General features: G+C 69.2%; 25 protein-coding genes. 3 read left to right on the top strand and 22 right to left on the bottom strand.

Annotated features, from left to right (window positions below):
* Positions 1-33 precede the first annotated feature (33 nt).
* The 15 genes from phnD to RJQ01_RS08670 all read right to left on the bottom strand — a co-directional run bounded on the left by phnD (position 34) and on the right by RJQ01_RS08670 (position 14,045).
* Positions 34-1,017: a phosphate/phosphite/phosphonate ABC transporter substrate-binding protein gene (gene phnD, locus RJQ01_RS08740; protein WP_350476477.1), complete on the bottom strand. Its 984-nt coding sequence runs from the start codon at positions 1,015-1,017 to the stop codon at positions 34-36.
* Positions 1,018-1,158: 141 nt separating this feature from the next.
* Complete coding sequence (locus tag RJQ01_RS08735; protein ID WP_350476342.1) at positions 1,159-1,845, bottom strand: HAD family hydrolase; 687 nt, start codon at positions 1,843-1,845, stop codon at positions 1,159-1,161.
* Positions 1,842-2,258 carry a transcription antitermination factor NusB gene (gene nusB / locus RJQ01_RS08730; RefSeq protein WP_350476341.1) on the bottom strand — a complete coding sequence of 139 codons (417 nt, stop codon included), beginning with the start codon at positions 2,256-2,258 and terminating at the stop codon, positions 1,842-1,844. The genes RJQ01_RS08735 and nusB overlap by 4 nt, the downstream gene beginning before the upstream one ends.
* A 4-nt stretch (positions 2,259-2,262) precedes the next feature.
* On the bottom strand, positions 2,263-2,826 hold the full coding sequence (gene efp, locus RJQ01_RS08725; protein WP_350476476.1) for an elongation factor P: 564 nt from the start codon (positions 2,824-2,826) through the stop codon (positions 2,263-2,265).
* 79 nt (positions 2,827-2,905) lie between these two features.
* On the bottom strand, positions 2,906-3,340 hold the full coding sequence (gene aroQ / locus RJQ01_RS08720; protein ID WP_350476475.1) for a type II 3-dehydroquinate dehydratase: 435 nt from the start codon (positions 3,338-3,340) through the stop codon (positions 2,906-2,908).
* 28 nt (positions 3,341-3,368) lie between these two features.
* Positions 3,369-4,448, bottom strand: coding sequence for a 3-dehydroquinate synthase (gene aroB, locus RJQ01_RS08715; protein WP_350476340.1), 1,080 nt, complete (start codon positions 4,446-4,448; stop codon positions 3,369-3,371).
* A complete protein-coding gene (locus RJQ01_RS08710) occupies positions 4,445-5,014 on the bottom strand; it encodes a shikimate kinase (RefSeq protein ID WP_350476339.1) in 570 nt (189 codons plus the stop codon). The genes aroB and RJQ01_RS08710 overlap by 4 nt, the downstream gene beginning before the upstream one ends.
* Positions 5,007-6,212, bottom strand: a complete 1,206-nt coding sequence (gene aroC / locus RJQ01_RS08705; protein WP_350476338.1) for a chorismate synthase — start codon at positions 6,210-6,212, stop codon at positions 5,007-5,009. The genes RJQ01_RS08710 and aroC overlap by 8 nt, the downstream gene beginning before the upstream one ends.
* 4 nt (positions 6,213-6,216) lie before the next feature.
* Positions 6,217-7,056 carry a shikimate dehydrogenase gene (locus tag RJQ01_RS08700; RefSeq protein WP_350476337.1) on the bottom strand — a complete coding sequence of 280 codons (840 nt, stop codon included), beginning with the start codon at positions 7,054-7,056 and terminating at the stop codon, positions 6,217-6,219.
* On the bottom strand, positions 7,049-8,323 hold the full coding sequence (gene mltG / locus RJQ01_RS08695) for an endolytic transglycosylase MltG (RefSeq protein WP_350476336.1): 1,275 nt from the start codon (positions 8,321-8,323) through the stop codon (positions 7,049-7,051). The genes RJQ01_RS08700 and mltG overlap by 8 nt, the downstream gene beginning before the upstream one ends.
* 2 nt (positions 8,324-8,325) lie before the next feature.
* The gene (gene ruvX / locus RJQ01_RS08690) at positions 8,326-8,790 is read right to left on the bottom strand and encodes a Holliday junction resolvase RuvX (protein WP_350476335.1); all 465 of its coding nucleotides are present in this window, start codon (positions 8,788-8,790) and stop codon (positions 8,326-8,328) included.
* Between the two features lie 2 nt (positions 8,791-8,792).
* Positions 8,793-11,450 carry an alanine--tRNA ligase gene (gene alaS, locus RJQ01_RS08685; RefSeq protein ID WP_350476334.1) on the bottom strand — a complete coding sequence of 886 codons (2,658 nt, stop codon included), beginning with the start codon at positions 11,448-11,450 and terminating at the stop codon, positions 8,793-8,795.
* Positions 11,451-11,511: 61 nt separating this feature from the next.
* Positions 11,512-11,739: a hypothetical protein gene (locus RJQ01_RS08680; RefSeq protein WP_350476333.1), complete on the bottom strand. Its 228-nt coding sequence runs from the start codon at positions 11,737-11,739 to the stop codon at positions 11,512-11,514.
* A gap of 147 nt (positions 11,740-11,886) precedes the next feature.
* The gene (rpsD, locus tag RJQ01_RS08675; protein ID WP_350476332.1) at positions 11,887-12,516 is read right to left on the bottom strand and encodes a 30S ribosomal protein S4; all 630 of its coding nucleotides are present in this window, start codon (positions 12,514-12,516) and stop codon (positions 11,887-11,889) included.
* Between the two features lie 164 nt (positions 12,517-12,680).
* Positions 12,681-14,045, bottom strand: a complete 1,365-nt coding sequence (locus RJQ01_RS08670) for a replication-associated recombination protein A (RefSeq protein WP_350476331.1) — start codon at positions 14,043-14,045, stop codon at positions 12,681-12,683.
* A gap of 201 nt (positions 14,046-14,246) precedes the next feature.
* Between RJQ01_RS08670 and RJQ01_RS08665 the strand changes: the two genes are divergently transcribed.
* From RJQ01_RS08665 to RJQ01_RS08655, 3 genes are all read left to right on the top strand, one after another.
* Positions 14,247-14,954, top strand: a complete 708-nt coding sequence (locus RJQ01_RS08665; protein ID WP_350476330.1) for a peptidylprolyl isomerase — start codon at positions 14,247-14,249, stop codon at positions 14,952-14,954.
* A gap of 113 nt (positions 14,955-15,067) precedes the next feature.
* Positions 15,068-16,300: a DUF349 domain-containing protein gene (locus RJQ01_RS08660; protein ID WP_350476329.1), complete on the top strand. Its 1,233-nt coding sequence runs from the start codon at positions 15,068-15,070 to the stop codon at positions 16,298-16,300.
* A 103-nt stretch (positions 16,301-16,403) separates the two neighbouring features.
* On the top strand, positions 16,404-16,967 hold the full coding sequence (locus tag RJQ01_RS08655) for a hypothetical protein (RefSeq protein ID WP_350476328.1): 564 nt from the start codon (positions 16,404-16,406) through the stop codon (positions 16,965-16,967).
* Here RJQ01_RS08655 and RJQ01_RS08650 read toward each other — a convergent pair.
* The 7 genes from RJQ01_RS08650 to ruvC form a co-directional block, all read right to left on the bottom strand.
* Positions 16,954-19,209: a RelA/SpoT family protein gene (locus tag RJQ01_RS08650; RefSeq protein ID WP_350476327.1), complete on the bottom strand. Its 2,256-nt coding sequence runs from the start codon at positions 19,207-19,209 to the stop codon at positions 16,954-16,956. The two genes, RJQ01_RS08655 and RJQ01_RS08650, sit on opposite strands and share 14 nt — an antisense overlap.
* A 58-nt stretch (positions 19,210-19,267) precedes the next feature.
* Positions 19,268-20,278: a protein translocase subunit SecF gene (gene secF, locus RJQ01_RS08645; protein WP_350476326.1), complete on the bottom strand. Its 1,011-nt coding sequence runs from the start codon at positions 20,276-20,278 to the stop codon at positions 19,268-19,270.
* Complete coding sequence (gene secD / locus RJQ01_RS08640; RefSeq protein ID WP_350476325.1) at positions 20,275-22,008, bottom strand: protein translocase subunit SecD; 1,734 nt, start codon at positions 22,006-22,008, stop codon at positions 20,275-20,277. The genes secF and secD overlap by 4 nt, the downstream gene beginning before the upstream one ends.
* An 84-nt stretch (positions 22,009-22,092) precedes the next feature.
* Entirely contained in the window at positions 22,093-22,446 is a 354-nt protein-coding gene (gene yajC / locus RJQ01_RS08635) for a preprotein translocase subunit YajC (protein ID WP_350476324.1), read from the bottom strand.
* Between the two features lie 88 nt (positions 22,447-22,534).
* Positions 22,535-23,551: a Holliday junction branch migration DNA helicase RuvB gene (gene ruvB, locus RJQ01_RS08630; RefSeq protein ID WP_350476323.1), complete on the bottom strand. Its 1,017-nt coding sequence runs from the start codon at positions 23,549-23,551 to the stop codon at positions 22,535-22,537.
* Entirely contained in the window at positions 23,548-24,165 is a 618-nt protein-coding gene (ruvA, locus tag RJQ01_RS08625) for a Holliday junction branch migration protein RuvA (RefSeq protein ID WP_350476322.1), read from the bottom strand. Before ruvA ends, ruvB begins: the two co-directional genes overlap by 4 nt.
* A complete protein-coding gene (gene ruvC, locus RJQ01_RS08620) occupies positions 24,162-24,749 on the bottom strand; it encodes a crossover junction endodeoxyribonuclease RuvC (RefSeq protein WP_350476474.1) in 588 nt (195 codons plus the stop codon). Before ruvC ends, ruvA begins: the two co-directional genes overlap by 4 nt.
* Positions 24,750-24,757: the final 8 nt, after the last annotated feature.

Below are 24,757 nucleotides of genomic sequence, written 5' to 3'. Positions count from 1 at the left end.
GGCCGGGGCGCAGCCCCGACCCCCTCGACGGTACTACTCGCCGAAGTTGGCCTCGACCTGACGGGCCGCGTCGAGCGCGTCCAGGTCGGCCGGCACGAGACCCTCGATGCTGTAGACCGCGTCGAGGGCGGCGAGCCCCTCGTCGCTCTCGAGGAGCGCGAGGAAGGCGGCCTCGATCGCGTCCTTCAGGTCCGTGGGCAGGTCGCCCGCGACGGCGACGCCGTCGTTGGGGATCGCCGTGGAGAGGGCGAACACGATGACGTCCTCACCCACGGTCGGCAGCTCCTCGACCACGTTGCCGCGCGCGTCGGTGAAGCTCACGCCCACCGTCGCGTCGCCGCGCGCCACCGAGAGCACCGAGTTTGGGTGCCCGCCGGCGAAGAAGGCGCCGCTCAGGTCGAAGGGGTCGAGCCCAGCGTCCTCCAGCTGGGTGGCCGGGTAGTAGTAGCCGGAGGCCGAGCCCTCATCGACGAACGAGATGGCCTCGTCCTGCTCGATGAGCTCGATCGCGCTCTGACCGACCGGGTCGCCGACCTCGGCGTCGAGCACGCCGTTGCAGTAGCCGAAGCCGTCCTCGTCGAGCACGACCTCGGTCTCGCAGAAGCGATCGGGGTCGTTCGTGAACCACTGCGTCGCGTAGGTGCTCGAGCCGAAGCGCACCGACTGCAGGATGGGCTCCGCGCCGGCCTGGTCAGCGGCCTGCACGAGAGCGATGGGGCCGAACATGCCAATCTGCGCCTGGCCGGACTGCATCGCCACGACGAGGGCGTTGTAGCTGTCGGTGACCTCGGCGCGCACGGGAATGCCGAGCTCCTCGCCCAGCAGCTCGCCGAGCACCCCGGCGTCGAGCACGAGCTGGTCGACCTCCTGCGAGGGGACGAGGCCGAGCACGAGCTCTTCGGGCCACTCCGAGGCGGCTCCGTCGGTGTCGGTCGGCTCGTCGGTCGTGGGGGCGCACGCGGCGAGGCCGAGCGCGAGGGCCGACGCGGCGGCGATCGCCCCGAGACGGCGGGTCATGGTCTTCACAGTGGACTCCTCGTGATGGATGAATGCAGGCGTGACGAGGGCGGCGCAACCGCCACGTCACAGCGAGGCTACGTCGTCGACGACGCCCGCGTACCCCCGCCCGTCCTTCGTCCGTCGAAATTTACGTGCTGTTCACGCGCGTGTCGTCGGGGATGCGCGCCAGTGAGCGATTCGGCCGTAGAGCTCTTCGATGCGCGCCGCACGGAATGTCGGCCGGGCATCCGGTTGCGGATGCCGCTCGATGAGAGCCGTCGTCGCGGCGTGCGCGACCGGCTCGAGATCGTTGCGCCAGATGTCGCCGATCGAGAGGATTCGACCCCGAAGGCGGGGATCGCCGTCGGAGCCCGGGGCGATGAAGCGACGCAGCCCGTCGGGCTTCCCGGCGTCGCCGATCACGCGGTCGAGCAGCGGCGCGAGGCCCAGCCGCTCGACCAGAAGCTCGGTGCCGGCCGTCGGCGCGTTCGTCACGAGCACCCTCTCCCAGTCGTCGAAGCCCTGCAGGAAGTCCTCGAGGCCGACGGGTGTGCGGACATCGACGGCTCCGGACTCGAGCGCCTCGCGGGAGGCGTGGTACGCCGCGCCCATCTGGCGGGGCTCGAGGCCGTGAGCTCCGGCCCAGCGGGCGACCGCGCTGTAGCCGTCAGCGCACCCGGCGAGCAGGCCGCGTGCCTCTCCGCTGAGAAAGGCCTCCAGCGGGGTGAGGATGCCCGACTCCGGCTCGCCGACAGCCCGGGCCACCTCGACGGCGTACGCCAGCACGGGGGCGTCGCCGAGGCAGACCGTGCCGTCGAAGTCGAGGATGATCAGGTCGCGCGTCACACCCGGCGGGACTCCGCGACCGCACCGAGCACGCCGTTGACGAAGGAGGCCGACTCCTCGGTGGAGAGCACCGTGGCGAACTCGAGCGCCTCCGCGATGACGACAGGGGTGGGGACTTCGGGGTTGTGCCGCAGCTCCCACGTGGCCAGGCGCAGGATCGCGCGGTCCACGACGGGCATGCGCGCGAGCGTCCAACCCACCGCGCGCGACTCCAGCTCGGCATCCAGCTCCCGCTGGTGCTCGATCACGCCGCGCACGATCTGCTCGGCGTACGGCCAGCTCGACGCCCTCTGGGGCTGCGCGATCGCGCGTCGCGCCTCCTCGTCGAGCACCTCCTGCAGGGCCACCTGGCGGACGTCGGCGACGTACAGCATGTCCAGGGCGCGCTTGCGCGCCTTGGTGCGTGCGCCCATACCGCTACTCGTTCACGCGGCCGAGGTAGTCGCCCGAGCGCGTGTCGACCTTCACCTTCGTGCCCGTCTCGAGGAAGAGCGGCACCTGGATCTCGTAGCCGGTCTCGAGCGTCGCGGGCTTGGTGCCGCCCGTCGAGCGGTCACCCTGCAGCCCCGGCTCCGTGTAGGTGACCTCGAGCACGACCGACGCCGGCAGGTCGAGGTAGAGCGGCAGCCCATCGTGCATGGCGATGGTGACCTGCTGGTTCTCGAGCATGAAGTGCGCGGCGTCCCCGACGACCGAGCCCGGCACGGTGACCTGGTCGTAGTCCGTCGTGTCCATGAAGACGAAGTCGGCGCCGTCCTGGTACAGGTACTGGTAGTCGCGGCGATCGACGTTGGCGAAGTCGATCTTGGTTCCCGCGTTGAAGGTCTTGTCGACGACCTTGCCGCTCGTCACGTTCTTGAGCTTGGTGCGCACGAAGGCGCCACCCTTGCCGGGCTTGACGTGCTGGAACTCGATGACGGCCCATAGCTGACCGTCGAGGTTGAGCACGCTGCCGTTCTTGATGTCGTTGGTCGTCGCCATGAGGCCGTCACAATCCGTTCCGTGGGTCACGAGCAGCGCATCGAGGGTGCGAGCGCCGCCGAGCGAGTCTAGTGCGCGGCTAGGAGGAGCGCAGAATCGCGTCGAGCGCGAGGTGGTAGGACTTCTCGCCGAACCCCGCGATCACGCCGGTCGAGACGCCGCTCACGACGCTCGTGTGACGGAACTGCTCCCGGGCGTGCGGATTGGAGAGGTGCACCTCGATGACGGCGACTCCCGCGCCGGTGACGAGCGCGACAGCGTCCCGCAGTGCGTATGAGTAGTGCGTGAAGGCTGCGGGATTGAGGATGACCGGGGTGCGAGCATCCACGGCCTCGTGCAACCAGCCGATCAGGGTCGCCTCATCGTTCGTCTGGCGCAGGTCGATCTCGACGTCGCCCGCTCGTGCGACGAGCCCGGCCCGCACATCCTCCAGCGTCGCTGTGCCGTAGACCTCGGGCTCCCGCGTTCCAAGCCTGTTGAGATTGGGCCCGTTGAGCACGAGCACGCGATCGATCGTCATGCCGTCAGCCTAGTGAGCGCCCTCACTCTCCGACCTCCTGGTAGGCGGCGAAGAGCATCGACTCGTCGGTGCCGTTGAGCACGCGCGGGCGGGCGATGTCGTCGAGCACGATGAAGCGCAGCATGCCCGCACGCGCCTTCTTGTCGCGCTGCATCGTCGCGAGCAGTGTCTTCCATCGTCCCAGCGGGTACCCGGTGGGCAGGGTGAGGGAGGCGAGGATGCGGCGGTGGCGGTCGACGGCCTCCGCGCTCAGCGAGCCCGCGAGGTGCGCGAGCTCGGCGACGTAGACCATGCCGATCGAGATGGCCGCACCGTGACGCCACCGGTAGCGCTCGGCGTGCTCGATCGCGTGCCCCAGCGTGTGACCGTAGTTCAGGATCTCGCGCTGGCCCTGCTCGGTGAAGTCCTCGCTCACGACGCGGGCTTTGACCGTGATCGCGCGCTCGACGAGCTCGCGGAAGACCTCGGTGCCTGAATCGGTCGCGAGCGTCACATCAGCTTCCAGCAGATCGAGAATCACCGGGTCCGCGATGAAGCCGCACTTCGCGATCTCGGCGAAGCCCGCGAGGATCTCGTTCTGCGGCAGGGTGCCGAGGAGGTCGAGATCGGCGAGCACCACGCGCGGAGCGTAGAAGGCGCCCACGAGGTTCTTGCCCTCCGCCGTGTTGATGCCCGTCTTGCCACCGACGGCGGCATCCACCATGCCCAGCACGGTCGTGGGCACCTGGATGAGCGGCACCCCGCGCAACCAGGTGGCGGCGACGAAGCCCGCGAGGTCGGTCGTGGCACCGCCCCCGAGACCCACGACGACATCGGTGCGCGTGAAGTCGGTCTGCCCCATGACCTGCCAGCAGAACGCGGCGACCTCGACCCGCTTGGCGGCCTCCGCGTCGGGCACCTCGGCGAGCAGCACCTCGATGCGCCCCGCGAGGGCCTCGCGCAGCCCCTCCGCGACAGCACCGAGCGTGGGAGCGTGCACGATGAGCGCTTTCGCCGCCGTCGGCGGGAGATGCTCCTCGAGCGAGGCGAGGAGGCCGCGGCCGACGAGCACGTCGTACGCGGAATCCCCCGTCACGGGGATGGCGGTCGTGGCGGTCGTCATGCATGGCCTCCCGGTGCTTCGTGGGCGGGCAGAGTGCGCACCCAGGTGGCGATCTCCTCGGCGATTTGGCTCGTCGGCCGGCGCGAGGTGTCCCACTGCACGGTCGCGAGCGACTGGTACACGGGCATGCGCGCCTCGACGAGCTCCGTCCAGCGCTCGATCCCGCCCGCGAGCAGCGGCCGCTTGCCGTTGCCGATGCGCGTCGCTACCGCGTCCGGCGTGATCGTGAGCAGCACCACGGGCAGCGCGCGCAGCGCTTCCGCGGTCGACGGGGTCATCACCGCACCACCGCCGAGCGCGACGATCGCGGGCTGGCCGAGCGCGTGGGCCACGGCCTCCGCCTCCCAGCGGCGGAAGGTCGGCTCGCCCTGCTCGGCGAAGATCGTCGGGATCGGCCCGTGCTCGGCCTCGACGAGAGCATCGGTGTCGAGGAAGGGCACCGACAGGGTGCGCGCTACGCGCTTGCCGATCCGCGTCTGGCCGGCGGCAGGCGCCCCGATGAGCACGGCGAGCGGCGAGGGTGTCTCGGTGCTCGCACGGGGGCGCGTCCCGTCGCGCTCAGGCACGGGCCTCGGCGACCGCCGTCCGGAGCGTCGCCGGGATGGCGGCGAGGTAGTTCTCGAGATTGCGGCGCGTCTCGTCGATCGAGTCGCCACCGAACTTCTCGGTGACGGCCTCGGCGAGGACGAGGGCGACCATGGCCTCCGCGACGACGCCGGCCGCGGGCACGGCGCACACGTCGGAGCGCTGATGGTGGGCGGGCGCGGCCTCGCCGGTGGCGGTGTCGATGGTGCGCAGCGCGTGCGGCACGGTCGCGATGGGCTTCATTCCCGCACGCACGCGGAGCGCTCCGCCGGTGCTCATCCCACCCTCAGTACCGCCCGCGCGATCGCTCTCCCGGTGGATCACGCCGTCCTCCAGTACGAGCTCGTCGTGCGCTGCGGAGCCAGGCCGGCGGGTCGACTCGAAGCCGTCTCCAACCTCGACGCCCTTAATGGCCTGGATGCCCATGAGCGCCGCCGCGAGGCGGGCGTCGAGGCGGCGATCCCAGTGCACGTAAGAGCCCAGACCGGGCGGAAGCCCGTACGCGATGACCTCGACCACACCGCCGAGGGTGTCGCCACTCTTGTGGGCGGCGTCGACCTCCTCCACCATGCGGGCGCTCGTTTCGGCGTGCAGGCAGCGCAGCGGGTCGGCGTCGAGACGGTCCACGTCGTCGGGGTGCGGGAGCGGGGCATCCTCGGGAACGCGCACCGGGCCGATGCTCAGGGTGTGCGCGACGAGACGCACGCCGAGCTCCGACAGGAACGACCTCGCGATCGCGCCGAGGGCGACGCGCGCCGCCGTCTCCCGAGCACTCGCACGCTCGAGCACCGGGCGCGACTCGTCGAAGCCGTACTTCTGCATGCCGACCAGGTCGGCGTGACCGGGCCGAGGTCGCGTCAGAGGAGCACCCCGACCGGTCTGTAGCTCGGCGGGGTCGACCGGGTCGGGGCTCATGACAGTGGTCCACTTGGGCCACTCGGTGTTGCCGATGCGCAGAGCGACCGGGCTGCCCATGCTCACGCCGTGCCGCACTCCCCCGGAGATCGTCAGCTCGTCCTGCTCGAACTTCATCCGCGCGCCGCGACCGTAGCCGAGCTTGCGGCGTTGCAGATCGGCCTGAATCGCCTCCCGCAGAACGGGCACGCCCGCGGGCAGCCCCTCGAGGACGGCAATGAGTTCGGGGCCGTGAGATTCCCCGGCGGTCAACCAGCGCAGCATGCCCCTAGTCTTTCACGAGCGCGGAGGCCATCGCGGCCTCCACCGTCGCCTCCGCCTCGAGCGGCTCCTCGGTCTGGCCGGAGACGAAGAGTCGAACCTGCCGGACCGCCTGGTGGAGAAGCATGTCGCGACCGGAGGCCACGCGACCGCCCACGGCGAGCCACTGCGCGGCGAGCGGCCCAGGCCAGGGGTGGTAGGTGACATCGAGGGCGACGGCGTGCTCTCGCGCGCTCACGGGCAGCTCCGCGTCAAGGGGTACGCCGTTCGGAAGAGTCCACGCGACGACGTCGGTTTCCTCCACGACAGCTGCCAGGTCACCGAGCGCGACCACATCGAGCTCGAGCCCGAGCTCCTCGGCGAGCGAGCGGATGCCGACCGCGCGAGCGGCGTCGCGCACCGCCACCGTGATGCCTCGCACTCCCAGCACGTCGAGCGCGACGACGACCGAGCGCGCCGTCGCACCGGCGCCCACCACCACAGCGTGCTCGGCTGTGCTCAGCCCGGCTCCCTGTAGCGAGCGCCCGACTCCGACCACATCAGTGTTGCGCACGACCCGTCGACCCTCGTCGGAGAGCAGCAGGGTGTTGGCGGCCCCCGTCAGCCGAACATCGCGGTCGTCATCGTCGCCGAATCGCGCAAGCTCCTCTTTGAGCGGCATCGTGGCCGAGAGGCCGCGCCAGGAGCGATCAAGCCCGTCGATGAAGGCCGCGAGTTCGTGCTCGCGCACCTCTGCTCGACCGTACGACCAATCGAGGCCGAGCACCTCGTACGCCGCGGTGTGCATCGCGGGCGACAGAGAGTGCGCGACGGGGTGCCCAAGGACGGCGAGCCTGCGATCACTCACAGTAGACGGCGTTCTCCTCGCTCGCGCGGCACCAGGCGCGCAGCTGCGCCACGCCCGCCTCGTGCTCCGCGAGCGTCTCGGAGAACTTCGTCTCGCCGGTGGCCAGGTCGATCGTCACGAAGTAGAACCAGTCGCCCTCGGCAGGGTTGAGCGCGGCGTCGATGGCGAGATCGCCGGGTGCCGCGATCGGGCCGATCGGGAGGCCCGGATTCGCATAGGTGTTGTATGGGTTCTCGGCACTCAAGGCGTCGCCGCTCGACCACACCGACCCGGTCTCGCCCGCACCGTACTGGGTGGCTGAGTCGAACTGCAGGAGGGCATTCTCCGCCAGGCGGTTCTCGATGACGCGCGCCACCCGGTAGAAGTCCTCCGCGAGCCGCGCCTCGCGCTGGATGAGCGAGGCCTTCGTGAGCACCTCGTGGCGGTCCTGCTCGGCGACGCCCGCCGCGTCCAGTCGGGCAAACATCTCATCCACGAGTATGCGGATGTGATCCTCCGCAGTCGTTCCGGGCTCGAAGCGGTACGTCGCGGGGAACAGGTAGCCCTCGATGTTCGGAGCGACCGCGGGAACGCCGTACAGAGACGGGTCGGCGATGGCCGCCTCGTACTCCTCGAGGGCGATGCCCGTGCCCGCCGACAGCGCCTCGATGACCTCGCCGGCCCGCAGGCCCTCGCGCACGGTCGCGCTCAGCTCGACCTTGTTGGCGGGGTCGAGAAGAGCATCCAGCGCCGACTGCGCCGACATCTGCTCCTCAAGACGGTAGGTGCCGGGGATGAAGGAGATCGACGGGTCGGCCAGGAGGAGTTCGTAGAAGGCGTCGAAGGTCATCGTCACGCCCTGCTCCGTCAGAGATTCCGCGACGTCGGCACCGATCTCACCGCTGTAGATGGTCACGAGCACTTCGGTGCCGTTGCCCGAGCCCTCGTAGTCGTTGGGCAGCTCCCAGCCGAGCACTTCACGCACCTGGGTCTCGTAGTTCGTCCAGACGTACCAGGCGCCGCCGGCTGCTCCTCCCAGGAGCAGCACCACGAGTATTCCCAGCACCCACGGCCAACGGCGTCGGCGTCGTGCGCCACCGGTGCGGTCGAGGGGGGTGCGTCGCGTGCTCGAGCGCCCTCGTGCGTCCCGCGCCGCTCGACGTGAGAGCGGGGCCGACTCGCCCTTGGTCACCGACGGGCGCGAGTCCTCGGCGTTGCGGCTCGCCGGCGCGGAGCTCGGCTGCGCCGGGCGGAAAATCGCGTCCCAGTTGTCGTCGTTCTCGCTCACGGTCAGGGGTGTCCTTCGTCCGGGTCGACGAGTTCGCCGGGCGGGCTGCCGCTGGCGCGCTCGTGGTCGAGGGCGTGCTGGAGCAGGATAACAGCGGCGACCTGGTCGACGACGGCGCGGGACGTGCGCGAGGTTCGACCCGCTTCCCGCAGCGAGCGTGCGGCGGTGACGGTCGTGAGCCGCTCGTCGACGAGACGCACAGCGATGCCGAGGGTGCGGGCAAGCTCGATGGCGACAGACCGCGCGTCTGCCGTGGACGCCGTCTCGGCGCCGCTCAACGAGAGCGGGAGTCCGACGACCAGTTCGGTCGCGCCCGTCTCGTCGACGATGCGGCGGATGCTCGCACCGTAGTCGCTCCGTCGCGGGAGAGTCTCGACGGGGGTCGCGAGCATTCCGTGCACATCGCTGCGCGCGATGCCGATGCGGGCGCGCCCCACGTCGACGCCGAGCCGCACGGCGGGCCTCATGCTCAGGAGCGCAGCTCGCGCACGATGGCCTCGAGGGCCGCCCCGATCGCCGATGGCTCCGAACCGCCCCCTTGCGCGAGGTCGTCCTTGCCTCCGCCACCGCCGCCCAAGACGCCGGAGGCGATGCGCGCCAGCTCGCCCGCCTTCGCGCCGACCTCGCGAGCCGATGGTGTCGTCGCCACGATCACGGTCGCCTTGCCGCCCACCTCGGCCGCGAGGGCCACGACCGCCGCGGTGTCGGCCAGGCGCGCGCGCACGTTCGTCGCGAGGGCGCGCACATCATCTGCCGAGCCGACCGAGCCGATATTCTCGACGACCGCGGCGACCGCCCCCATCGGCGATGCGGACGCCACGAGCGCCGGCACGCGTTCGCTGAGCCGGCTCGCCTCGATCTGCGCGATGCGCTTCTCCGCCGCCTTGAGCTGCGCCGCGAGCTCGCTGATCCGCTCAGGAAGCTTGTCCTTCGGCGTCTTGAGGGTGCTCGTCAGCTGTGCGACGATCGCCCGCTCTGTCGCGAACTCCCGAAAGGCGTCGAGGCCCACAAGCGCCTCTACTCGCCGATTGCTCGAGCCGACCGACGACTCGCTCACGAGACTGATCATCCCGATTTCCGCCGAGCTCGCGACGTGGGTGCCGGCGCACAGCTCGCGCGACCACGGGCCGCCGATGTCCACCACCCGCACGCGGTCGCCGTATTTCTCGCCGAACAGGGCCATCGCGCCGAGCGACTTCGCCTCATCGAGCCCCATGACCCGCGTCTCGACGGGAAGGTTGTCGCGTACGGCGATGTTGCTGATCTCTTCCAGCTCGCTGCGCGTGGCGGGGCTCAGCGCCTGGTTCCAGCTGAAGTCGAGGCGCATGTACCCGGCCTTGTTGTAGGAGCCGGACTGGTGGGCGTCGTCGCCGAGGGTCTGACGAAGGGCTGCGTGGATGACGTGCGTGGCCGAGTGCGCCTGGGTGGCCGCGCGCCGCCACTGCGGGTCGACGTGCGTCGTCGCGGCGTGCCCCACCTGCACCTCTCCGCTGCGCACCTGAACGCGATGGCTCACGAGGCCCCCGATCGGGCGCTGCACGTCGAGCACCTCGAGCTCGTAGCCCGGGCCGACGATCGACCCGGCGTCAGACTCCTGTCCTCCGGACTCCGCGTAGAGAGTGGTCTCGGCGAGGATGATCTCGGCGAGATCGCCGGCGTGTGCCGCGGGAACGCTGCGCCCGTCCACGATGACGCCGAGCACGGTCGTCTCGGCGTCGAGCTGGTCGTAGCCGAGGAAGTGGGTCTCGCCGTGGGCGCGGAACTCCCCGTACACCGAGACGTCGGCGAGCACCGCCTTCTTCGACTTGGCATCGGCTTTGGCGCGCGAGCGCTGTTCGCTCATCAGCCGGTCGAAGGCGGCGCGGTCGACGGAGAGCCCAGCCTCTTCGGCCATCTCGAGCGTCAGATCGATGGGGAAGCCGAACGTGTCGTGCAGCTGGAAGGCGGTGTCGCCCGCCAGCACTCCCCCGCCAGCCTGCGCGGTGCGGTCGACGGCGAGATCGAGGATGCTCGTGCCTGCGGCGAGCGTGCGCAGGAACGCCTCCTCCTCACCGAGGGCGAGGCGCGACACGCGATCGTAGTTCTCCGCCACGTCCGGGTAGGCGGTGCTCATCGCGTCCCGCGAGGCGCCGAAGAGCTCCGCGAAACTCGGGGCGTCAACCCCGAGCAGCCTCATGGCCCGGATGCTGCGCCGCATGAGGCGGCGCAGGATGTAGCCCCGTCCCTCGTTGCCCGGCGCGACGCCGTCGGTCATGAGCATGAGGGAGGACCGCACGTGGTCGGCGATGACGCGCATGCGCACGTCATCCTCGGGATCAGCACCGTAGCGGCGTCCGGACAGGCTCGCGGCTGCGTCGAGCACGGGGCGCACCTGGTCGATCTCGTACATGTTCTCGACGCCCTGCTTGAGGAACGCGACGCGTTCCATACCCATGCCGGTGTCGATGTTCTTGTTCGGCAGTTCGCCCACGATGCGGAACTCGGTCTTCGAGGCCACCTGGTCGATCGCGTACTGCATGAACACGAGGTTCCAAATCTCGATGTACCGGGTGTCGTCCACCGCGGGGCCGCCCTCGGGGCCGTAGGCGGGGCCGCGGTCGAAATAAATCTCCGAGCACGGGCCCGCGGGGCCGGGCTGACCGGTCGACCAGTAGTTGTCCTCCTTGCCCATGTTCTGGATGCGCTCGTCGGGCAGGCCCGCGATGCTCTTCCACAGGCGCCGCGCCTCGTCGTCCTCTTCGTACACGGTGACCCAGAGGTCCTTCTCAGCGAAGCCCAGACCGCCCTGAGTCTCCGGCAGGGTCAGGAGCTCCCAGGCATACTCGATCGCACCGGCCTTGAAGTAGTCGCCGAACGAGAAGTTGCCGTTCATCTGGAAGAACGTGCCATGACGCGTCGTCTTGCCGACCTCGTCGATGTCGTTCGTCCTGATGCACTTCTGCACGCTCGTGGCGCGCGGGTACGGTGCCGGCACGACCCCCGTGAGGTAGGGGATGAACGGCACCATGCCCGCGATCGTGAACATGACCGTCGGGTCATCCGCGATGAGCGAGGCGGAGGGCACGACCGTGTGACCGCGGCTTCCGAAGAAGTCGAGCCACCGGCGCTGGATGTCGGCGGTCTGCATGGAGGGTTCCTGTGTCTCGGTCGGTGGGGCTGGCGTGCCCCGCCCGACGACGTGGGGCGTGCTACTTGAGGCGGTTGGTGAGGTCGGCGATCGTGTCCTCCGCCTCGGCCACGGCGGCGCGCAGCTCGGCCTCGCGCTGCTTGTAGCCCTCGACGACAGCCGTGCCGAACTCGCGGGCCTTCTCATCGACATCGTCGAAGAACTGCTTGCCCTGCGGGGTCTTGGCCACCTGGTGGGCGGCGATGAATCCGACGGCGGCGCCGACGATGAGCCAGACGATGTTCTTCATGGGGTACTCCCTCGATCGGTGGTGCGGTCAGTGGTGCGGTCGCGGGTGAGCCCGAATGCGGGCAGACTCCAGCCTAGCGGGAGCGGGAGACGACGAACGGGGGCCCGGCGTGCGCCGAGCCCCCGTTCCGTAGAGTGCTGTGGAGCCCTATCGGGCCGCGTAGTACTCGACGACGAGCTGGACCTCGCACGTCACGGGGACCTCGGCGCGCTTGGGGCGGCGCACGAGGCGCGCCTGGAGCGTGGAGAGATCGACCTCCAGGTAGCCGGGCACCTTCGGCAGCACGTCGACGTGGCCACCTGCCGCGGCGACCTGGAACGGCTCCATGCCCTCGCTGCGAGCCTTGACGTGGATGAGCTGGCCAGGCTTCACGCGGAAGGAGGGCCGGTCGACGAGCTGTCCGTCGACGAGGATGTGGCGATGCACGACCATCTGGCGCGCCTGCGCGGTCGTGCGGGCGAAGCCGGAGCGCAGCACGAGCGCGTCAAGGCGCATCTCGAGCAGCTCGACGAGGTTCTCACCGGTCAGGCCAGCCGAGCGACGTGCCTCGTTGAACGCGATCTTGAGCTGTGCCTCGCGGATGCCGTACTGGGCGCGGAGGCGCTGCTTCTCGCGCAGGCGCACGGCGTAGTCACTGTCGGCCTTGCGCTTGGTGCGGCCGTGCTCACCGGGGGCGTAGGGGCGCTTCTCGAGGTACTTGGCCGCCTTCGGGGTGAGGGCGATGCCGAGGGCACGCGAGAGTCGGGTCTTGCTGCGAGTGCGTGACTTGGTGGACACGTCTTCCTTCCATGGTCGTGGCCGAGAATCTCAGCGGCTCACGGGCGTACACCTCTCCGTCCGTTCCGGACGCACGCCGAGGCGATCCGGTGGAGACTGCGAGGGAGGGTGTGCCCATATCTGACGGGCCGAGCAAGCTTAGCAGAGCGCCCGACGTCGCTCACTCACCCGGGCCGCTTCTCGCCCCGCACGATCGCCCGCAGCTTCGCGAGCCGAGCCGTCACCTCGCGCTCGTACCCCCGCTCCGTCGGGCGGTAGTACTCCCGCTCCGCCAGCGCGTCGGGCAGGTGCTGCTGCTCCGCGACACCCAGCGGTTCGTCGTGCGGGTACACGTAGCCCTGTCCGTGACCGAGCCGTTTCGCTCCCGGGTAGTGTGCATCGCGCAGCGGCGCGGGCACGCGACCGATCCCGCCTGCCCGCACGTCGGCGATCGCGGCGTCCAAGGCCCGGTAGGAGGCGTTCGACTTGGGTGCCGTCGCGAGGTACACGACGGCTTCGGCGAGGGGGATGCGGCCCTCGGGCATGCCGATGAGCTGCACCGCCTGCGCAGCCGCGACTGCGAGAGGGAGCGCCTGCGGGTCCGCAATGCCGATGTCCTCCGCTGCGGAGATGATCACGCGTCGCGCGATGAACCGAGGGTCCTCCCCCGCTTCGATCATGCGGGCGAGGTAGTGCAGCGCGGCGTCCGGATCGCTCCCGCGGATCGACTTGATGAAGGCGCTGATCACGTCGTAGTGCTCGTCGCCCTGCTTGTCGTAGCGCAGCAGCGCCCGGTCGACCGCGCGCGCCACGATGTCGGCCGTGATCACAGGAGGCGCATCCCCCTCGGTTTGCTCCGAGGCGGTTGCGGAGGCTCCTGCGGACTGCGCAGCGGCCTCGAGCGCGGTGAGCGCGCGCCGAGCGTCTCCTGACGCGAGTCGCACGAGCGCCTCGCGGGCAGCCGGATCGAGCACGAACCGTCCTCCAAGCCCGCGTGGGTCGGCGACTGCCCGGTCCACGAGCTCGCCCAGGTCGACATCGCTGAGGGCGGCCAGTGTGAGCAGGAGACTGCGGCTCAACAGCGGCGCGATGACCGAGAAAGACGGGTTCTCCGTCGTCGCCGCGATGAGGATCACCCATCCGTTCTCGACACCGGGGAGCAGCGCATCCTGCTGCGCCTTGGTGAACCGATGGATCTCATCGAGGAACAGCACCGTCGAGGAGCCGTAGAGGTCTCTGTCTGCCAGGGCCCGCTCCATGACCTCGCGCACATCCCGCACACCGGCCGTCACGGCCGAGAGCTCGACGAAGCGCCGGCCCGAGCTGCGCGCGATCGCCTGGGCGAGCGTCGTCTTGCCGGTGCCCGGAGGTCCCCAGAGGATGACCGAGACCGCGCTCGGCGACCGCGAGGGGTCATCGCTCGCCAAGCTCACGAGCGGCGAACCCGGAGCGAGAAGATGCTGCTGGCCCGCCACCTCCTCGAGGGAGCTGGGCCTCATGCGAACAGCCAGGGGAACGGCGCTCGAGCCGAGCCCGGGCTGTGCATCCATGGGGCGATGCTATCGGCCCCCGCCAGGGGCGCACCGGTATCGCCGGGCTCTGGCTCGCCCTCGACTAGAGTTCACCTCGGCGCCCTCCGGCGGCGCCGCCAGCGTTCGCACGGCAGAGGGAGCACAGTGGTAGCCAGCTCGAGCAAGGATCGTCAGGCGCGCGAGAGGCTGCGTCAATATCAGGCGCGCCAGACCGTCCACGTGACGAAGGTCGCGCGCCGCAAGCGCGACAATCTCATCGCGGTGGTCGGGCTCGTCGTCGTGGCCGCTCTTGCGACGACGGCGCAGCTGGCGTACCTCGCCGGGCCGGGCGCTCCGGACCCCGTTAGCACGCCGAGCGCGGAACCGTCCGCCACGCCGACCACGCCGCCCGAGGCCGGGGCTCCCGCGCCGGAGCTCAGCGAGTTTCGCACGTGGACCGGATCGCTCACCCTCAACGACGACATCGAGCTCGCCCTCGAGCTCGACGGCATGGCCGCGCCGCAGGCGGTCGCCTCCTTCGTGTCCCTCGTGCAGACGGAGTTCTACGCCGGGCTCACGTGCCACCGCCTCACGACCGAGGGCATCTTCGTTCTGCAGTGCGGCGACCCCGCAGGCGACGGTACGGGAGGCCCTGACTATCGGTTCGGACCGATCGAGAACGCACCGGAGGATGATGTGTACCCCGCTGGCACGCTCGCGATGGCGCGTCAGGGCGGCGATGGCTCGAGCATGGGCAGCCAGTTCTTCATCGTGTACGAGGGATCCACGATCCCCTCTGACGCGGCGGGCGGGTATACGGTGCTCGGCCGCATCACGAGCGGACTCGACGCCTTGATGAGCGGAATCGTCGACGCCGGCGCCGAGGGCGGGGCGCCGGACGGACCCCCCGCCATCGCAACGACGATCACCAGCATCACGATCCAATAGCGATGCTCGGCACCGTGTCCGGCGCCCGTCCGGCGGTGGGTCGGCGTGGAATATGCTGAAAGGCCGCGCGACGACCGTCGCCGCCGACCGAGTGATCAGAGGATGAGATCCACGTGACTGAGAACGGTGTGACCCAGTGGGGCCGCGTCGACGAGACCGGCACGGTCTACGTCACCGACCGGGGTGCCGAGCGCGCGGTGGGGCAGTATCCCGACGGCACTCCGGAAGAGGCCCTCGCCTACTTCACCCGCAAGTTCGGGGAGCTCGAAGGTCAGGTGCGGCTTCTCGAGCAGCGGGCGAGGGGTGGAGCCCCGGCCGCAGACATCGCGAAGACTGTCGCAAGCCTTACGGAGGCGCTCGACTCGGCCGCGGCCGTCGGAGACCTCGAGTCGCTGCGCGTACGCGTCGCCGCCCTCAGCGTTGCGGTCGAGAAGCTCACGGAGGAGCAGAAAGCCGAAGCCGCTGCCGCTCTTGAGGCAGCTCTCGCGGAGCGCACGCAGATCGTCGTGGCCGCAGAGGCTCTCGCGGCGAAGGATCCGCAGACGGTGCAGTGGAAGCAGGCGACGGCAGAGCTTGACGCGCTCTTCTCGCGCTGGAAGGAGCACCAGCAGACGGGTCCGCGCGTCCCCAAGAAGCAGGCGGACGAGCTGTGGAAGCGCTTTCGCACCGCACGCACGACGGTCGAGACGCACCGTCGCGCGTTCTTCGCGGCCCTCGATGCCGAGCACAAGGATGCTCGGCATCGCAAGCAGGAGCTCGTCTCGCGCGCGGAGGCCCTGGCGAGCCAGGGGACGGCAGGCATTCCCGCCTATCGCCGTCTTCTCGACGAGTGGAAGCAGGCCGGTCGCGCTGGCAAGAAGGTCGATGACGCGCTCTGGGACTCTTTCAAGGCTGCCGGCGACGTGCTCTACGCAGCGAAGGCCGAGGTCGATGCGCGTGAGAACGAGGAGTTCGCAGGCAACCTCGAGGCGAAGCTCGCCATCCTGGAAGAGGCGAAGCCGTTGCTGTCGGCAACCGACCGGGTGGCCGCTCGCAACACGCTCACGAACATCCAGAAGCGGTGGGATGCGATCGGCAAGGTTCCGCGCGACCAGATGAAGTCGATCGAAGACCGACTGCGGGCCATCGAGACCGCCGTGCGCAAGCTCGAGGACGACCACTGGAACACGTCGAACCCCGAGAAGAAGGCGCGCTCCGAGGGCCTCGCCTCCCAGCTGGAGTCGGCGATCGCCACGCTCGAGGAGGATCTCGCCGCAGCTCGTGCCGCGAAGGACGAGGCGAAGGTGGCGGAGCTCACCGAAGCGCTGGAAGCTCGTCGCGCCTGGCTCGCCGCCGTCGACGCCTGAGCGGCAGGCATCGCCCGTCGTCCCCAGTGCGGCGCAGGGCAGCGCTCTCCCCGATTCGGCAGGATGCTCGGAGTCGCCAGACCGCATCGATCACACTATCGGCATGCTGTCAGCGACACCCGACCACCTGACCGAGACCGAGCTACAAGCAGCCGCGCTCGATGGCGAGCTGCACCCCCTCGGCGCGGGCTACCTGCCCATCGACGTCCCCCTCGATCCGCGCGCGCGCCTCACGGCGCTCTCCCCCGCTCTGCGCGACGGCCGTGTCATCGTGGCGGCGCGCTGCGCCGCGTGGGTCTGGGGGTGGACTGAAGCGAGCTGTCCCGTGCTGTGCTGCTGCGTCTCGAGCCTGCATCGAATTCCTTCCACTGCTCGACGCGCGCTCGCGGCGCGGGAAGTCGTGATCGATCCCGATGAGGTGGCGCGGCTCGACGGTATCGCGATCACGACACGGCTGCGCACGCTCATCGATCTCGCTCGACACGATGACGGATCAGATCTGCCTCAGTTGCTCGCCGCGGCGGTACGGGACAGCACCGCCGTCGCGGGAACGGGACTGAGCGGCGACCAGATCGACGCGGCGCTGGCCCGCCGGCCAGCGGCCGCCCACAGCCGCCGAGCGCGCGTTCGCCTTCGCCACGTGCTCGACGAGCTCAGCCGTTGCTGACGCGGTAGACGTCGTACACCGCATCGATACGGCGCACCGCGTTGAGCACGCGGTCGAGATGCGTCGTGTCGCCCATCTCGAAGACGAAGCGGCTGATCGCGAGTCTGTCGCGATTGGTGTTGACGCTCGCGGAGAGGATGTTGACGTGGTGCTCGGTCAGCACGCGCGTGACGTCGGAGAGCAACCCTCCGCGGTCGAGAGCCTCCACCTGCACCTGCACGAGGAACACGCTCTTGGAGGTCGGCGCCCACTCGACGTCGATCATGCGGTCGGGCTCGGCCAGCAACGACTGCACGTTGGTGCAGTCGCCGCGATGCACACTGACCCCCTGACCGCGCGTGACGAAGCCGACGATCGCATCACCGGGCACGGGCGTGCAGCACTTGGCGAGCTTGACGAGGATGTCGGGGGCGCCCCGCACGAGGACCCCGGAATCGCTTGTCCTGAGGGGACTGCGCGAGCGGGCGGGAACGCTGAACGGTTCGTCATCGGACTCCGACTCGACGTGGAGCGTCGCGAGAATCTTCTCGATGACCGACTGGGTGGAGACGTGGCCCTCGCCCACCGCCGCGTACAGGGCCTCGACGGTCTCGTAGCGCAACTGGTGCGCGACGTGCGCGACCGAGTCCTGCGTCATGAGGCGCTGCAGGGGAAGATTCTGCTTGCGCATCGCCCGCGCGATGGCGTCCTTGCCCTGCTCGACGGCTTCGTCGCGTCGCTCCTTCGTGAACCACTGGCGGATCTTCGACCGTGCTCGCGTGCTGGTGACGAAGCTCAGCCAGTCTTGGCTGGGGCCTGCGTCGGGATTCTTCGATGTGAAGACCTCGACCGAGTCTCCGCTCGCCAGCGTTGTCTCCAGGGGAACGAGCCGACCGTTCACCTTCGCCCCCATCGTCCGATGCCCGATCTCGGTGTGCACGGCGTACGCGAAGTCGACGGGCGTTGCACCGGCGGGGAGCCCGATGACCTTGCCCTTAGGCGTGAAGACGTAGACCTCCTTCGCCCCGATCTCGTAGCGCAGGTTGTCGAGGAACTCGGTGGGGTCGCTCGTCTCGGCCTGCCAGTCCGAGATGTGCGCGAGCCACGCCATGTCGGTGTCGGAGCGCTCGGTTCCCGCCTCTCCGCGGCCGGAACCGGCCATACGCTCTTTGTACTTCCAGTGCGCCGCCACACCGAACTCTGCGCGCTGATGCATCTCGTGCGTGCGGATCTGAAGCTCGACAGGGCGCCCGCCAGGGCCGAACACCGTGGTGTGCAGGGACTGGTAGAGATTGAACTTCGGCGTCGCGATGTAGTCCTTGAACCTCCCCGGCATGGGGTTCCAGCGTGCGTGCACGGCACCGAGCACCGCGTAGCAGTCGCGGATCGAGCCGACCAGGATTCGCACCCCGGTGAGGTCGTAGATGTCGTCGAAGTCGCGCCCGCGGTGCACCATCTTCTGGTAGATCGAGTAGTACTGCTTGGGCCGGCCGACGACGGCGCCCTTGATCTTCGCCTGACGCAGATCGGTCTGAACCTCCTCGATGACCTGCTGGACGAAGGCCTCGCGCTCCGGTGTGCGGCCCTTCACGAGACTTTCGATCTCGACGTAGATCTTGGGGTACAGCACCGAGAACGAGAGGTCCTCGAGCTCCCACTTGATCGTCTGAATGCCGAGGCGATGCGCCAGGGGCGCGTAGATCTCGAGCGTCTCCTGGGCTTTCCGTCTGGCCGACTCGGCCGGGACGAAGCCCCACGTGCGGGCGTTGTGGAGGCGGTCGGCGAGCTTGACGATCAGCACGCGGATGTCTTTCGACATCGCCACGATCATCTTGCGAACGGTCTCGGCCTGGGCGCTGTCGCCGTACTTGAGCTTGTCCAGCTTGGTGACCCCGTCGACGAGCATGCCGATCTCGTCGCCGTAGTCGGCGCGAAGCTGGTCGATCGAGTACTCGGTGTCTTCCACGGTGTCGTGCAGCAGAGCCGCCGCGATGGTCTTGGCCCCGATACCGAGTTCGGCGAGAATCTGCGCGACCGCGAGCGGGTGCGTGATGTACGGCTCGCCGCTCTTGCGTGTCTGGTTCGCGTGAGCCCGCTCGGCGGTCCTGTACGCGCGCTCGATGAGACCGATGTCGGCCTTCGGGTGCTGCTGCCGTACTGCCTTGATGAGGGTCTCGAGGCCCCCAGCGGGCTGAGATCGCGAGAAGATACGAGGCAGGAGCGCGCGCAGCGCAGGGCCCTGCTGCTGCGTGGTATCGGTCATCCCTGCCCCTCCTGCTCCGATTCTACGGCGCGTGGGTGGGCATCCCGCTCAGGCGGGATCAGCGGACGGCGCCCGACTCCGGGCGTGCTGCTTTCTGCCGCGAGCCCTGCTTCTTGACCTCGGGCTCGTTCTCCCGCAGGTGCACGTACAGCGGCGCGGCGAGGAAAATGGACGAGTACGTTCCCACGAGTGTGCCGATGAAGAGCGCGAGAGCGATGTCGCGGAGCGTGCCGGCGCCGAGCAGCAGTGAGCCGATGAAGAGGATCGCGGCGGTCGGCAGCACCGCGACCACGGAGGTGTTGATCGAGCGGACGAGGGTCTGGTTCACCGCGAGGTTGACCGACTGCGCGAAGGTGCGCCGCGATTCGACTCCGTCCTCGCTCGTGTTCTCTCGAACCTTGTCGAACACGACGACCGTATCGTAGAGCGAGTAGCCCAGGATCGTGAGGAAGCCGATGACCGCGGCTGGCGTGATCTCGAGGCCGAGCACGCCGTACACCCCGGTCGTGATGATGAGATCGTGGAAGAGCGCGACGATCGCCGCGAGCGCCATCTTCCAGGTGCGGAAGTACAGCGCCATGACGACGCTCGCGAAGAGCAGGAAGACGACAAGGGCAGAGAGCGCCTGACGGGTGATGTCGGCGCCCCAGGTCGCGCCGATGAACGAGGAGGCCACGTCGGCCTGAGTGACGCCATAGGCGTCCGCGAGCGCGGCCCTCAACTCATCCGTCTCCCCTGGGGTGAGTTGCTCGGTCTGGACGCGCACCGAGTCGCTGCCCACGATGGACACTCGAGGGTTGGCGCCGCTGACGACGTTCTCCACGGCATCCACCGCAATCGCGGTCGCTGCTGCAGTGCCCTCGATCGCGGCGGAGCTGCCCGTGACGCGGAACTCGGAGCCCCCGCGAAACTCGATGCCGAACACGAAACCGCCGCGCAAAGCGGTGAACGCGATCGCGAGGATGATGACGGCGGCGCCGATGGAGTACCACACGACGCGCTTGCCGACGAAGTCGAACGATCGTGCGCCGGTGTACAGGTCGTTGCCGACCCTGGTGAGCATGCTCATCGCGCGTCCTCTCCTTCGCCGCGGGCTTCCGCGGCCTTGCGCTCGGCTATCGTCTGACGCCGTTGCGCCTCACGGCTGCTGCTGGCCCGCTTGACGGCCGTCACCGATTGCGGCTGTCGGAACTGGGCGCGTCCTCGGTAGACAGCGCCGAGCGCCTTGGGGTCGAGGCCGCTCAACGGGTGGCCGTCACCGAAGAACCGGGTGCGACCGAGCAGCTGCATCATCGGGTGCGTGAACAGTGCCACGACGACGAGGTCGACGATCGTCGTGATGCCCAGCGTGAAGGCGAAGCCCCGCACGTTGCCGACGGCGAGCACGAAGAGCACGGCCGCGGCGATGAAGTTGATGACGTCCGAGATGAGGATCGTGCGGAATGCGCGCTTCCAGCCAGCCTGGACCGCCCCGTCCAGTCGACGACCATCACGCAGCTCGTCCCTGATGCGCTCGAAGTACACGATGAAGGAGTCGGCGATCACACCGATGGAGATGATGAGGCCGGCGACGCCCGCGAGAGAGAGCCGATACCCCTGCTGATTCGACAGGTAGGTGATGATGAGGTAGGTGACGATGCCGGCGATGACGAGGGATGCGATGATCACGCCGCCGAGCGCGCGGTACTGGATGAGCGCATAGCCGATGACCAGGGCGATACCGATGAGACCCGCGATGATGCCGCTCTGCAGTTGCGAGAGACCGAGCGTCGCCGTGATGTTCTCGCTGCTCTGCACCTCGAAGCCGAGCGGCAGCGCGCCGAACTTGAGCTGGTCGGCCAGCACCTGAGCGCTCTCCTGCGTGAAGTTTCCGCTGATCTGCGGCGAACCGTCCGTGATCGCGCTGATCGTGCGCGGGGCGCTGATGACGCGCCCGTCCAGCACGATGGCGAATTGGTTGCGAATGCCCGTGAGGGTCACGAGCCGCTCGGTGACCTCGCGGAACTGCGCCGTGCCTTCCTCGTTGAAGTCGATGAAGACGCCGAACTCGTTCGTGGTCACTCCGGTCGAGGAGGCTATGAGGCCCGATCGCGCGTCGGCGATGGCCTCGCCCTCGACCTCGACGGGCCCCAGGATGTACTTGATCGAGTCGTCGGCCTCGCACGTGATGAGGGGCTCGTCCACTGGCGCGACGTTCGCGCCCACGACGTCGAGGCTCGCGCAGTCGAACGTGTCGAACTCTCGCTGGAGCTCCTCGGTGATCCAGGCAGGATCGCTCGCATCGGTGGGCGAGGCGCTGGGTGCGGGCTCGGCCGAGCCGTCGTCCGGTGCGTCGTCGCCAGAGGCGTCGCCTTCGGCGGACTCGTCGTCGGTCGCCTCAGGGTCGTCGAGAACCTGATTCGAGGCGAGGTCGGCGAGCAGCACAGGCCGAAACTCGAGCTTGGCCGAGCTCTGAATGCGTTCGATCGTGGCGGGGTCGGGTACGCCCGGAATCGCCACGACGATGTTCTCACCGCCCTGCGTATTGATCTCCGCCTCGCTCACGCCTCCGGCGTCGACGCGCTGCCGGATGATCGCGACGGCCTGCTCGAGCTGCTCCTGGTCGACCTGCTCACCGGAGGCCAGCTGCGGCGCGAGGATGATCTGCGTGCCGCCTTCCAGGTCGAGGGCAAGCTTCGGCGTCCACTGCCCGTTGTTGAACAGAACGCTCGCGCCATTGGCGGCAATGAGGCCGACGATGATGACGAGCAGCCAGACGAGTGAGCGGATCGCATTGCGCTCCGGAGTGCTTCGGGCCACCTCTAGGTACTCATTTCTTGGGTCGGATGCGCAGGCATGCGCACGATGCCCGCGTCATCAGCGCGGGGCAACGACGGAACTCTGTCAGTCGTCGGACTTCGGCGAATCGGCGCTCGACTCATTCAGTCGCGGACCGGCCGGAGCCTCCTCCTCGTTCTCGTCCTCGTCGTCGACGACGTCGTCCTCGACGACGCGAGCGAGAGTCTGGCGGTGCACGCGCACCGTGCTGCCCGGTCCCGTCTCCAGGACGGCGATGTTGGACTCTTCGTCGATCTCGAGGAGCGTGCCGAAGAGGCCGAAGTTGGTCATGACCTCTGCACCCGGCACCATCTTCTCCTGCAGTTCCGCCATGTCGGCGCGACGCTTCCGCGAGTTGCGGATCATGAAGAAGATGAGCAGGGCCAGGACGGCCAGCATGACGATGGTCAACGGATCCATGGAGTGGGACGCCTTTCGGGGAGTTCAGCGGCTCGACGACGCGGTCGTCGTCAGGGCGTGCGGATGCTGCGCCGGAGCCTGCCGACCACTATAGGTCATCGAGCACGGTCGCCTCGGGCCTCCGGCCGAGGTGTCGCCACGCCTGTGCCGTGGCGACACGGCCGCGCGGAGTGCGCGAGAGCAGGCCGGTGCGCACGAGGAAGGGCTCGACGACCGCTTCGATCGTCTCCGCCTCCTCGCCGACGGAGACCGCGAGCGTAGAAAGCCCCACCGGACCCCCGGAGAACCGATCGACGATAGCGCTGAGCACTGCGCGGTCGAGGCGATCCAGTCCTCGATCGTCGACGTCGTAGAGATCGAGCGCCGCCCTGACGGCATCCCGGTCTGCGGCACCGCCGTTCACGAGGGCGAAGTCGCGCACACGGCGCAGGAGGCGGTTGGCGATGCGGGGGGTGCCCCGAGAGCGACCCGAGATCTCGGTGAGCGCATCCTGCTCGATATCGAATCGCAGCAGCGCGGCGGCACGCGTGATGACGCGCAGGAGCTCCTCCGGCTCGTAGAACTCCAGATGCGCCGTGAATCCGAAGCGGTCGCGCAACGGATTCGGCAGGAGCCCGGAACGCGTCGTGGCCCCGACGAGCGTGAACGGCGCGAGCTCGAGAGGGATGCTCGTCGCTCCCGCACCTTTGCCCACCATGATGTCGACTCTGAAGTCCTCCATGGCGAGGTACAGCATTTCCTCGGCAGACCGGGCCATCCGGTGGATCTCGTCGACGAAGAGCACCTCGCCGGGCACGAGCGACGACAGCACGGCGGCCAGGTCGCCGGCGTGCTGGATCGCCGGCCCGCTCGTCATGCGCAACGGTCGTTGGCCCTCGTGGGCGACGATCATCGCGAGCGTGGTCTTCCCGAGCCCCGGCGGCCCCGCAAGCAGGATGTGATCGGGGCTGCGGTTCTGGATCGACGCGGCCTCCAGCAGCAGCTGCAGCTGCCGGCGAACCTTCTGCTGCCCGACAAACTCGTCGAGGCTGTGCGGCCGCAGCGCGCCCTCGAAGGCGAGCTCTGCGTCGGATTCGGGGTCGGGCCGCACGATACCGCCGCTCATCGTGCCGGACCGAGCTGCGCGAGGGCACGACGCAGCAGGACGGGGAGCTCGGGCAGCGGAGACTCCTGGGCATCACCGATGACCGCAGCGGCCGCGTCGAGGGCGGTGCGCTCGGGCCACCCGAGTCCGGTGAGCGCTGCCACGAGGGCGGTGCGAGGTGCGGTCGCGTCGAGCCCGGCTTCGTCCGACGCTCCTGCGCGCACCGGCGTGCGCGGGGCGTCGAGCTTGCCGGCGAGCGTGATCACGATGAGCTTCGCCGTCTTCGGACCGATGCCGCTCACGGCCCGGAACGGAGCGTCGTCGTCGTGCGCGATCGCACGCGCGATCGCGTCAGCGTCCATGGAGCCGAGAACGCCGAGCGCCGACTTCGGGCCGACTCCCGACACGGTGCGCAGCAGCTCGAAGAGCCCGAGGTCGACTTCGTCCGCGAAGCCGAAGAGGCTCAGATCGTCCTCGCGCACGACGAGGGCGGTGTGCAGTCTCACCGTGTCACCGACGCGCAGCTCTCGGGCGTGGCGCTCGGTGATCGCGAGAGCGTAGCCCACCCCCGCAACCTCGAGCACGAGTCGGCTGGCAGCGAGGGCCACGACGGTTCCGCGAAGGCTGGCGATCACCTGTCGAGCCTACGGGCGGCCGCCGCCTTCTCCGCGGCGCGCCACGCCTCCTGGGCCGGTGTGGAAGGCTGTTCGGGAACGCTGCGCGCTCCCCCGTCGCTCACTGAGCCAGGCGATCCTCGCCAGCCGTGGCAGATCGCAAGCGCAAGAGCATCGGCCGCGTCGGCAGGCTTCGGCGCGGCATCCAATCGCAGGATGCGCTGCACCATCGCCGTGACCTGCTTCTTGTCGGCACCACCGTGCCCGGTGACTGCGGCCTTGACCTCCGTCGGGGTGTGCAGTGCGACGGAAAGGCCCCTGGCCGCAGCCGCCTGCAGCACGACGCCGCTCGCCTGCGCCGTTCCCATGACGGTGCGCAGGTTGTGCTGGGCGAAGACGCGCTCGAGCGCGACCACCTGAGGGCGATGCGCGTCGAGCAGCTCGGCGAGCTCGGTACCGATCGCCAGCAGTCTCTGCTCGAGCGGCAGGCCGGGTTCCGTCCTGATCACGGTGACCGCCACGAGGCTCGCGCGGCGTCGCGCATCGATGTCGACGACGCCGACGCCGCACCGCGTCAGTCCGGGGTCGACTCCGAGCACCCGCAACGGCACGC

The organism is Microcella sp., from assembly GCF_040286215.1.
Classification (GTDB): domain Bacteria; phylum Actinomycetota; class Actinomycetes; order Actinomycetales; family Microbacteriaceae; genus Microcella.
The sequence above is the reverse complement of the archived record's forward strand: the minus strand, read 5'-3'. Positions and strand labels throughout refer to the sequence as shown.

What these genes read in the sequence shown, in the direction of transcription:
- phnD (WP_350476477.1), bottom strand. Translation starts at nt 1,017, where the DNA reads ATGACCCGCCGTCTCGGGGCGATCGCCGCCGCGTCGGCCCTCGCGCTC.
- nusB (WP_350476341.1), bottom strand. Translation starts at nt 2,258, where the DNA reads ATGGGCGCACGCACCAAGGCGCGCAAGCGCGCCCTGGACATGCTGTAC.
- efp (WP_350476476.1), bottom strand. Translation starts at nt 2,826, where the DNA reads ATGGCGACGACCAACGACATCAAGAACGGCAGCGTGCTCAACCTCGAC.
- aroB (WP_350476340.1), bottom strand. Translation starts at nt 4,448, where the DNA reads ATGACGACCGCCACGACCGCCATCCCCGTGACGGGGGATTCCGCGTAC.
- aroC (WP_350476338.1), bottom strand. Translation starts at nt 6,212, where the DNA reads ATGCTGCGCTGGTTGACCGCCGGGGAATCTCACGGCCCCGAACTCATT.
- ruvX (WP_350476335.1), bottom strand. Translation starts at nt 8,790, where the DNA reads ATGAGGCCCGCCGTGCGGCTCGGCGTCGACGTGGGGCGCGCCCGCATC.
- alaS (WP_350476334.1), bottom strand. Translation starts at nt 11,450, where the DNA reads ATGCAGACCGCCGACATCCAGCGCCGGTGGCTCGACTTCTTCGGAAGC.
- RJQ01_RS08680 (WP_350476333.1), bottom strand. Translation starts at nt 11,739, where the DNA reads ATGAAGAACATCGTCTGGCTCATCGTCGGCGCCGCCGTCGGATTCATC.
- RJQ01_RS08670 (WP_350476331.1), bottom strand. Translation starts at nt 14,045, where the DNA reads ATGGATGCACAGCCCGGGCTCGGCTCGAGCGCCGTTCCCCTGGCTGTT.
- RJQ01_RS08655 (WP_350476328.1), top strand. Translation starts at nt 16,404, where the DNA reads ATGCTGTCAGCGACACCCGACCACCTGACCGAGACCGAGCTACAAGCA.
- RJQ01_RS08650 (WP_350476327.1), bottom strand. Translation starts at nt 19,209, where the DNA reads ATGACCGATACCACGCAGCAGCAGGGCCCTGCGCTGCGCGCGCTCCTG.
- secF (WP_350476326.1), bottom strand. Translation starts at nt 20,278, where the DNA reads ATGAGCATGCTCACCAGGGTCGGCAACGACCTGTACACCGGCGCACGA.
- yajC (WP_350476324.1), bottom strand. Translation starts at nt 22,446, where the DNA reads ATGGATCCGTTGACCATCGTCATGCTGGCCGTCCTGGCCCTGCTCATC.
- ruvB (WP_350476323.1), bottom strand. Translation starts at nt 23,551, where the DNA reads ATGAGCGGCGGTATCGTGCGGCCCGACCCCGAATCCGACGCAGAGCTC.